This is a genomic window from Sneathiella sp., assembly GCF_029233945.1.
Taxonomy (GTDB): domain Bacteria; phylum Pseudomonadota; class Alphaproteobacteria; order Sneathiellales; family Sneathiellaceae; genus Sneathiella.
In genome coordinates this window covers 83,652-91,679 of sequence record NZ_JARGOQ010000006.1, presented here as the reverse complement: position 1 = coordinate 91,679, position 8,028 = coordinate 83,652, and the positions used below count along the sequence as shown (strand labels likewise).

Below are 8,028 nucleotides of genomic sequence, written 5' to 3'. Positions count from 1 at the left end.
GCCCCTGGCCTGACTCGAACAGGCACGCCCTAAGGACAACAGATTTTGAATCTGTTTTATTGCCTTTCCATAGGGATTATTAGCATACCGGTACATTGACAAAACCCCCGTAAAACAGCATATTATCATGGATCAACAGTCTGTTGTATTCCTCAAGCTGGCATTATCCGTGCTTACTATGTGATTACTGGACTGATATCCGAGGATTGGAACGGGGCAATGGCAAGCGGCAAAATTCAGAAGCGAACCGTAGACGCGGCACAAGTTGGAGATAAAGAATATTATCTTTGGGACACGTCGCTAAAGGGCTTCGGGCTCAAGGTCATGCCGTCAGGTCGGAAGGTTTATCTTGTGCAATATCGAATTGGTGGACGTGGCGGCAAGACGCGGCGTGTTACCATAGGCGTTCACGGCTCCCCCTTCACACCGGAGAAAGCACGGGCAGAAGCCGGTAAGATACTTTCCGCCGTCAAGCTGGGGGAAGATGTAGCGGAGAGGAAAACCCGCCGCAGTCGGGAATATACAATCGATGGTCTGGCAGATCGGTATGTTGCCGAGCATGTAGAGGTCCACAACAAGCCAAGCACCCTGAAAGAAATCAAGCGTATCGTAGAAAAGCGGATCAAGCCGACATTCGGGAGCCTGAAAATCTCGGAGCTTTCAAAAAGCAGGGTTAAGGCGTGGCACCTGTCAATGAAAGGGACGCCCTATGAAGCAAACAGGGCCTTGGCCTATCTCTCAAAGATGTTGAGTCTTGCGGTGAATGAATGGGAACTATTGCCGCACAATGTCTGCACCGGCATTAAGAAGTACCGGGAGGATAAGCGCGAACGGTTTCTTACGGAGGTGGAGCTAAAAAGGATTGGCGGCGCTCTCCGGGAACTTGAGGAAGCAAATTCTGCTCCGATGGGATGCGTTGACGCTATAAGACTGTTGGCATTGACGGGAATGCGAATTAGCGAAGTACTTTCATTGAAATGGCAGTATGTGAACCTGACGGACGGAATTATAGAACTGCCGGACGCCAAGGCGGGAGCACGGATAGTCCCGCTTGGTGCGCCTGGACAAGTCTTACTGCAAAGCCTGACGGGCGGGGAATATGTGATTAAGGGGCCTTCGTCTCCTAAACCGCTATCAACCCACACCCTCCATAAATTTTGGGAGAAAGTGCGAATAGCGGCGGTGATACTGGACGCAAGATTACATGACTTTCGCCACACGGCGGGCACCTATGCCGCTCAGGCCGGTTTCAATGCGTTTATCGTGCGCGATTTACTTGGTCATAAAACCATGTCGATGGCGGGCCGGTATGTCGAGCGGTCTGCCGATCCCATGAGAAAGGCGGCGGATTCTGTGGCGGGGCGGATAAGCGCGGCCATGGATGACATGCAGAAAGACAATGTTGTGAAAATAGAGGGCAGCAAACCATGAGCGGCAGGTATTTCAATATCATCGAGGCACTCACATGGATAGCTTTCGGCAAGGCGTTTGAGGAGGAGCTTTACAAGGAGGACTATCCGGCTCACATAAAACCGGGATGGCATGGCAAAGAAAGCATGAAAGAGTTTTATTGCCGGATATGGGGCATGTCGCCGGAAAAATATGACGCAAGATTTATCGACTTTGGCCTGACGAGAGAGGAAGCCGAAGCAAAAATAGCGGCGGCGGAAAAAGAATTAATCGCAGCACTTTCTGACAAGCACTCAAATATCCGGGTAGAGGGCAGGGAAGACGATATGGCAAATGGCATCCCCAAGGAAATACCGCCGAACTATTTCCGGGCGAAAATAACCCTCCTTCGCGGTGGAGGCGAAATAGGGGAGGACGATTCTGCTTTAGAGGATATGTTTCCCGGTCCACATGTCCGACGCGCCGAAATACCGACATGGTATGGTGCCGAGTTTGAAAAAGAAGCCGTTATGAAACGCTGGCCGCGAGGCGTAACTGCCGCCAAGGCGTCAATCAAGACACAGAATGAATGCGGTGATTGGCTAGTAGAGTTGATGAAAAAGCCAAAAACCAAAGAATTTTCCAATCAAGGGAAGGTTCGAGACATCGCAATTGAGAAGTTTAAGATTTCGAAGGAATCGTTTAAAACCTTGTGGACTAATGCCAAACTTTACGATGGCATTCATGATAGCTGGTTAAAAAGGGGGCCAGTTGATAAGGCAACAAACAATTCCCCCGAATAGTTCGATCTATAAATAAATCCCCCCGGTCTAATTATCTTCCCTGAAATCCGTACCTTTGATTGCAGAGGAACAGTTGTTCCCAATCAATTGAAGGACAGATTTAAATGGAAGCACTTACCAGTAAGAAACTCAGAGCACCCGCCGCCGCTGATTATGTCGGACTGGCGGAATCTACTCTAGCAAAAATGCGGTGGCGTGGCGATGGCCCACCGTACTCAAAAGCAGGACCGCGCATTGTCGTTTATGACATTGCCGACCTAGACGCATGGCTTTCTCAAGGAAAGAGAACATCAACTTCGGACACTGGCGAGGCCGCATAATGACGGCCCCCCTTTCCACGAAAAAGCCCGCCTCCGCATCGGTCACCAAACGTAGCGGGGCAGGCTTTAATTTCAATCCCATACCACAGGACCAAGATAATGAAAATTGTACATCAAAACGAGATTAAAGACAAACCCTATCTCATCAATGAGGCCGCCCCGGACATCTCCTTAACGGCTTCGCTAATCCATCATCGCTACGGCGTATCCCCCAACCTAGCCCGCCTCATCGTTCGGGAGAATTTTGGGGGTGTAGCATGAGCCGGCTAGCCGTTACAGCAATCAACAAAGAGTATGATGCGCCCGTACCCGTCACCGTGCACGGCCAGACAGCGAAATGCCTGTTAGCGCTTGTCGAGGCAGGGGAGAAGGGAACAACGGCCCTTGAAACATCGACCTGGGCTTTGCGGTTTAGCGCCTATTGCTTTGACCTTCGCCATAATCACGGTCTTTCGATCCGAACCGACCGTGAGAACCACGAGGGTGGCTGGCATGGTAGGCATGTTCTGGAAACACCGGTTGAGATCATCGAGATCAAACGTCCCTCCAATGACAATGGAGGCGGCAATGGGTGAGATCGTCAATTTCCCTCTCAGAGCGCCGACAGCGTCATCAACGCTTGAATACCACACTTGGGAAGCCATTCTGCAAGACCTCCCGCCAGTGAAGCGGAAACATGCCCTGATAACGGCTTACAGAGGCGGCAAGATGCATGCCCGCGTCGTTTCGCACTTCATGGACCAATGGAGGCTAAAGAGCGTCTGATGGCAGACTATCCATATATGCCGTTCTGGACAGACGCCTACCTTGGCGACACGTCGCACCTCAAGACGATAGAGCACGGGGCTTATATGCTCCTGCTCATCGCCTGCTGGCGGACCAAGGATTGCACCCTGCCAAACGATGATAATTTGCTGGCCCGGTATGCCGGACTTGGAGACAAGCAATGGCAGCGGATAAAGCCCATAATCTTGAAGTTTTTCGAGGTCGATGAAAACACCATTTCGCAACGCCGTTTGACGAAAGAACGAGTTGCTGTAGAACAGCGTTCAAATCAAGCGCGCAAAGCGGCCAATGCTAAGTGGTTGAAAACTAAAGAAACGGGGGATGCGTCGGCATCCTCCGGGCAATGCTCGGGCGATGCCATCCATAACCATATCCATAACCATACCCATAAAGAGAATAATAATAAGGGGAAATGGATTTTTGAGGGTAAGACAATCCGGCTTAACCAACGGGATTATGACGACTGGAAAAAAGCCTATAGCGCCATACCGGATTTAAGGGCGGAGCTTACAAGCCTCGATGATTATTACACGTCCGAGAAGGTAGATAAATGGTTTCCGAGAGCGTCGGCGGCGCTCGCCAAAAAGAACGCACAATATCTGGCCGGTAAAAAGACACCAGCCCACAAGATGACGGATGCTGAATATAATCGCTTGCATAGCGACCTTGTGACCGCCAACCCCATGGGAGGTGCACAATGAGCAGGGACGTGAAAGAAAAGCTGGCGGACCACGGCATAAGGCTTAGTGATTACGCACCCGGCGAACATGTTACGACCTGCCCGGAATGCTCCAAGGACCGGAAGAAGAAAAACGCCCCGTGTCTGGGCGTGAAGATCGACAGCGAAGGAGGGGCGGCCTGGTGTTGTCATCATTGCGGAATGACCGGGAATGTTCCTTGCTTCGAGAAGGCGGAGAAATGGACGCGGCCAACCCTGCCGGAGAAGCCAAAGAAATCAGAGGCCATGTATGAATGGTTTCAGGGGCGAGGTATATCGCGGGCGACCGTTGACGCGGCAGGATGCTACGCCACAGAGGAATATTACGGGTCAGACAAGAAAAGCTGCATAGCCTTTCCCTACCGCCTGGACGGTAAGCCGGTCAATGTGAAGTATCGGACGCGGGATAAGCAATTCAAGCAGACAGCGGGGGCAATGCGGTCCCTCTTCAATATCGACAATATGACCGGTGACGGGGTTATTTTTGTCGAGGGCGAAATGGATGTGCTGGCGCTCAATGAGTGCGGGATCATGAATGCGGTAAGCCTCCCAGATGGCGCACCTAAAGAGGCCAAGTTTCGAGATGACGATAAACGCTTTGACGCACTCCGTAACTGCCTGCCAAAACTGAATGACGTGACAAAGGTGATTATCGCCACGGATTCGGACAAGCCCGGTCAGGCGTTGGCGGATGAACTGGCGCACCGGTTCGGTAAAGACCGTTGTTGGCGGGTCCGTTGGGAAAACGGGATTAAAGACGCAAACATGATGTTGCAGATAGGCGGCGGAAAAGACGCACTTATATCTGCCATTGAAGGCGCAGAACCTTGGCCGATAGATGGGGTTTACAGGTTCGAGGATTTTGGCGATGCCGTTCTCGACATGTACCACGGTCGCGGGCCGCAGCCTATCAGCATCGGCATAGATGGGCTGGACGATTTTTACAAAGTCATGCCGGGAACATTTCATGTTGTTACGGGTATCCCCAACCACGGGAAATCAAATTTTCTTGAGCAGATCACGATGGCGCTGGCTGAAAAGCACGGCTGGAAATTTGGGATCTTCTCGCCAGAACACAAGCCCGCGCAGTACGCAAGCCGCTTGCTTGAGAAGCATTTGAAGAAACCGTTTTATGACGGGCCGAACCCAAGAATGACGCCGGAGGAAATCACGGCGGGGCTGGAATATGTGAACCAGCATTTCTACTACATCACGAGCAACGACCATACGCCAACAGTTGACTGGATACTTGAGAAGGCGCGGTTGTCATGCCTCAAGTACGGCATCAAGGGGCTGGTCATCGACCCGTACAACGAGATCGAGGCCGGACGGGAGAAGAACCAGACGGAGACCGAGTTTGTTTCTCAACTGATATCGAAGATTAAAAGGTTCTGCCGAACGCACGACGTAACGGTTTGGGTGGTCGCACACCCGGCGAAGATGCAGAGGGACCAGAATGGCGACCAGCCAATGCCGGACCTCTACAGCATTTCAGGGTCCGCGCATTGGTTCAACAAGGCCGATATGGGGCTGGTTGTTCATCGGAGCTTTGAGGAAAAGACAACAGCCGTCGCCATAAGCAAGGTGAAAGAGCAACCAGCGTGGGGCAGCACCGGAAAACTGACATTCTGGTTTGATGGTGCGCACAGAATTTACAAGCCATTAGGCGAGTTTTGAAAGAGGGCAGCATGACGAAAGAAAAGACAGCCGAGAACACCGAGGCCATGTTTGGGGGTTTGAAAGAGGAAACTATCAGCCCCCCGGCAGAAACCGAGAAGCCCGCAGGCCCGGAAGTTATGATAAGGCGCGACCGCATAGACGAAATGCCCGAGCCGGTACGGGAGCGGTTACATACAATACTAGATGAAACGTCGAGCGTTGCCGCGAGCCTGAAAGACGGCGGCGATGGATATGGGCTAAATTACTATTACAACGATGATGCGGAGTTAGGATTGCTTGCCCTGATTTCGGCCCTTGGTGTTGATAATGGCGGCATCCTAAATATGCAATGCAATGCCTTGTTGCAGGCCAGCGGGTCAAAGGATGACGACACGGACACCATCGCCAAGAAAGTAACAGCAGATATAGGGCTGGTGGCAAGCATAGCGCCGATGGATGGTGTTGAGGGTATGTTAGCTGTCCAGATGGCCGCAACACACCGGGCGATAATGAAGGCCACAATGCAGCTCAACCACGCGGAAACGATACCACAAAGCGACAGTGCCGCAAACCGAATGACAAAGCTGATGAACGTCTATACCCGGCAGGTTGAAACCCTGAATAAGCACCGGGGAAAGGGGCAACAGAAAATGACGGTCGAGCATGTCCATGTCAACGAAGGCGGTCAGGCCATCATTGGAACGGTAGAAGGGGGTGGGGGTAAAACGGAAAAGGGAGGGCAACCCCATGCACTGCGGGGCAAGGACTAGGTCCGGAGCGCCCTGTAAGTCCAGGGCGATGAAAAACGGTAGATGCCGGATGCACGGCGGCACATCGCCCGGAGCGCCGAAAGGGCCGCGCAACGGGAGTTACAAACATGGATATTACACCAATGAAGCAATTGCCGAACGGCGGCAAATGTCAGCATTCATCCGAGATATGCGCGAGGCCCTAGATGGCACGTCCTACGAAGTATAGGCCGGAAATGAAGAATGAAGTTCTTTCCATGATGCAGGAGGGTGCGAGCATTCAAGAAGTATCGGCGGCACTCGGTATATGTCGGGCAAGTCTGTATAACTGGAAGCGTCAATATCCTGAGTTTTTAGACACCATAAAAAGGGGAGAATCCTGTTCGCAGGCTTGGTGGGAGAGGCAGGGGCGTCAGAACCTTAAAAACCGCAACTTCAATAATCATCACTGGTTCCGGCAGATGTGTAACCGCTTTGGCTGGCGGAATTATATCCGCAGGCATAACAGCGAGCAGCACCGGTTTGCCTTAATCCACAAAAAGCCGATGACTGAGAAAGAGTGGATTGCCAGATATTCAGGGCATAATGGCGGACCTTCCCTTTAAATTGGCTGAGTTTTCCTTATTGTTCAAGGTCTGACCGATCCGCCCGCCAGTTGATAAACTTCTAATATACATTATGATGTGAGCGCATTTTGAATACCGGAGGAATATCATGCGGCTTTCAAATTCTTACAGTTTCTACTTGGTTCTTTTTACAGCGTTATACTGGCTTCCCAGTGCAGCCGCGCAATCGTCGACTGTAACACTCGCAGACTTGGTTGCGGCCTGCAAAGTGGATGCCCGACCAGCAACAGGTCAATTTGTTTGTGATGACTCAGTTGGAGCGGTGGGTGACGCCATTGAATCAACGTGCATCACAATTCGAATGACTGGGAAAATCAATTGCGACGCTACCGGCCTATATGCCGAAACCCTCGCTGAATTTATGACCAGTTGCAAGTGGGCAGATGATCCTGTTTTCAAGGACAGACTGGGCAATCCCATGAAGGGTAAGGGTATTGAGTGCAGCTAACCAAGCCGGTAATCCCCAACTGACCTTCTGATAATCCGGGCTACCCTGCCCGCTTCCATTTGCCTCAAGCCGGGGTTTGGCTCCGATAATGCCCTCATAAACCGCCGTGTCAGTTGCGGCCCCTTCTCGATGGTCAGGCTTATCTCTTCCAGCGCCTTTTCAAGCGGGCGGCTGCGGACATCCCGGCTGGCGCACTCCCTCGCGGCCCGCTCGATGATAGATAGCATTCTTTTAAGCTGGTCTTTATCCACCAGTTCTTCCGACCAGTTGCCACCAAAGGCGACATTTCCAAGTTGCTTTTTCTTTTCCGTCATGGGAACAAAGAGAGAACATTTGCTTTCATTTTGCAAGACGGATTTTTATGACATGACGCCCATGCGCAGCTTGTACATTGATATGAATGCCTTTTTTGCGAGTGTGGAACAGCAGGCAGACCCAAGCTTGCGGGGGAAGCCCGTCGCGATAGCGGCAATCGACAATGAATCAGGGGCCTGCGTTGCCGCGTCCTATGAGGCGAAGGCTTTCGGCAT

Annotated in this window: 11 protein-coding genes and 1 pseudogene; 11 read left to right on the top strand and 1 reads right to left on the bottom strand. The window is 51.8% G+C overall.

Going from position 1 to position 8,028, the window contains the following annotated elements; genetic code table 11:
• Positions 1-219 precede the first annotated feature (219 nt).
• From P1U71_RS03650 to P1U71_RS03610, 10 genes are all read left to right on the top strand, one after another.
• Positions 220-1,431 carry a site-specific integrase gene (locus P1U71_RS03650; RefSeq protein ID WP_301104190.1) on the top strand — a complete coding sequence of 404 codons (1,212 nt, stop codon included), beginning with the start codon at positions 220-222 and terminating at the stop codon, positions 1,429-1,431.
• Positions 1,428-2,192: a hypothetical protein gene (locus P1U71_RS03645; protein ID WP_301104189.1), complete on the top strand. Its 765-nt coding sequence runs from the start codon at positions 1,428-1,430 to the stop codon at positions 2,190-2,192. The genes P1U71_RS03650 and P1U71_RS03645 overlap by 4 nt, the downstream gene beginning before the upstream one ends.
• Positions 2,193-2,296: 104 nt before the next feature.
• Positions 2,297-2,512, top strand: a complete 216-nt coding sequence (locus tag P1U71_RS03640; protein ID WP_301104188.1) for a helix-turn-helix domain-containing protein — start codon at positions 2,297-2,299, stop codon at positions 2,510-2,512.
• A 257-nt stretch (positions 2,513-2,769) separates the two neighbouring features.
• On the top strand, positions 2,770-3,087 hold the full coding sequence (locus tag P1U71_RS03635; protein WP_301104187.1) for a hypothetical protein: 318 nt from the start codon (positions 2,770-2,772) through the stop codon (positions 3,085-3,087).
• 168 nt (positions 3,088-3,255) lie between these two features.
• On the top strand, positions 3,256-3,999 hold the full coding sequence (locus P1U71_RS03630; protein WP_301104186.1) for a DUF1376 domain-containing protein: 744 nt from the start codon (positions 3,256-3,258) through the stop codon (positions 3,997-3,999).
• Positions 3,996-5,693, top strand: coding sequence for a toprim domain-containing protein (locus P1U71_RS03625; RefSeq protein ID WP_301104185.1), 1,698 nt, complete (start codon positions 3,996-3,998; stop codon positions 5,691-5,693). Before P1U71_RS03630 ends, P1U71_RS03625 begins: the two co-directional genes overlap by 4 nt.
• Before the next feature lie 11 nt (positions 5,694-5,704).
• A complete protein-coding gene (locus tag P1U71_RS03620) occupies positions 5,705-6,445 on the top strand; it encodes a hypothetical protein (RefSeq protein ID WP_301104184.1) in 741 nt (246 codons plus the stop codon).
• Positions 6,423-6,653, top strand: coding sequence for an HGGxSTG domain-containing protein (locus P1U71_RS17980; protein WP_367281109.1), 231 nt, complete (start codon positions 6,423-6,425; stop codon positions 6,651-6,653). Before P1U71_RS03620 ends, P1U71_RS17980 begins: the two co-directional genes overlap by 23 nt.
• On the top strand, positions 6,631-7,029 hold the full coding sequence (locus P1U71_RS03615) for a transposase (RefSeq protein WP_301104183.1): 399 nt from the start codon (positions 6,631-6,633) through the stop codon (positions 7,027-7,029). The genes P1U71_RS17980 and P1U71_RS03615 overlap by 23 nt, the downstream gene beginning before the upstream one ends.
• Positions 7,030-7,138: 109 nt before the next feature.
• The gene (locus P1U71_RS03610) at positions 7,139-7,498 is read left to right on the top strand and encodes a hypothetical protein (RefSeq protein ID WP_301104182.1); all 360 of its coding nucleotides are present in this window, start codon (positions 7,139-7,141) and stop codon (positions 7,496-7,498) included.
• Here the strand turns inward: P1U71_RS03610 and P1U71_RS03605 are convergent.
• Positions 7,495-7,812, bottom strand: coding sequence for a hypothetical protein (locus P1U71_RS03605; RefSeq protein WP_301104181.1), 318 nt, complete (start codon positions 7,810-7,812; stop codon positions 7,495-7,497). The two genes, P1U71_RS03610 and P1U71_RS03605, sit on opposite strands and share 4 nt — an antisense overlap.
• On the opposite strand from P1U71_RS03605, the pseudogene P1U71_RS17975 reads away from it, so the two are divergent.
• Positions 7,712-8,028: pseudogene (locus tag P1U71_RS17975) on the top strand (hypothetical protein); the annotation flags it as partial. The gene P1U71_RS03605 and the pseudogene P1U71_RS17975 sit on opposite strands and share 101 nt — an antisense overlap.

What these genes read in the sequence shown, in the direction of transcription:
- P1U71_RS03645 (WP_301104189.1), top strand. Translation starts at nt 1,428, where the DNA reads ATGAGCGGCAGGTATTTCAATATCATCGAGGCACTCACATGGATAGCT.
- P1U71_RS03625 (WP_301104185.1), top strand. Translation starts at nt 3,996, where the DNA reads ATGAGCAGGGACGTGAAAGAAAAGCTGGCGGACCACGGCATAAGGCTT.
- P1U71_RS03650 (WP_301104190.1), top strand. Translation starts at nt 220, where the DNA reads ATGGCAAGCGGCAAAATTCAGAAGCGAACCGTAGACGCGGCACAAGTT.
- P1U71_RS03620 (WP_301104184.1), top strand. Translation starts at nt 5,705, where the DNA reads ATGACGAAAGAAAAGACAGCCGAGAACACCGAGGCCATGTTTGGGGGT.
- P1U71_RS03630 (WP_301104186.1), top strand. Translation starts at nt 3,256, where the DNA reads ATGGAGGCTAAAGAGCGTCTGATGGCAGACTATCCATATATGCCGTTC.
- P1U71_RS03615 (WP_301104183.1), top strand. Translation starts at nt 6,631, where the DNA reads ATGGCACGTCCTACGAAGTATAGGCCGGAAATGAAGAATGAAGTTCTT.
- P1U71_RS03635 (WP_301104187.1), top strand. Translation starts at nt 2,770, where the DNA reads ATGAGCCGGCTAGCCGTTACAGCAATCAACAAAGAGTATGATGCGCCC.
- P1U71_RS03640 (WP_301104188.1), top strand. Translation starts at nt 2,297, where the DNA reads ATGGAAGCACTTACCAGTAAGAAACTCAGAGCACCCGCCGCCGCTGAT.
- P1U71_RS17980 (WP_367281109.1), top strand. Translation starts at nt 6,423, where the DNA reads ATGCACTGCGGGGCAAGGACTAGGTCCGGAGCGCCCTGTAAGTCCAGG.
- P1U71_RS03610 (WP_301104182.1), top strand. Translation starts at nt 7,139, where the DNA reads ATGCGGCTTTCAAATTCTTACAGTTTCTACTTGGTTCTTTTTACAGCG.
- P1U71_RS03605 (WP_301104181.1), bottom strand. Translation starts at nt 7,812, where the DNA reads ATGACGGAAAAGAAAAAGCAACTTGGAAATGTCGCCTTTGGTGGCAAC.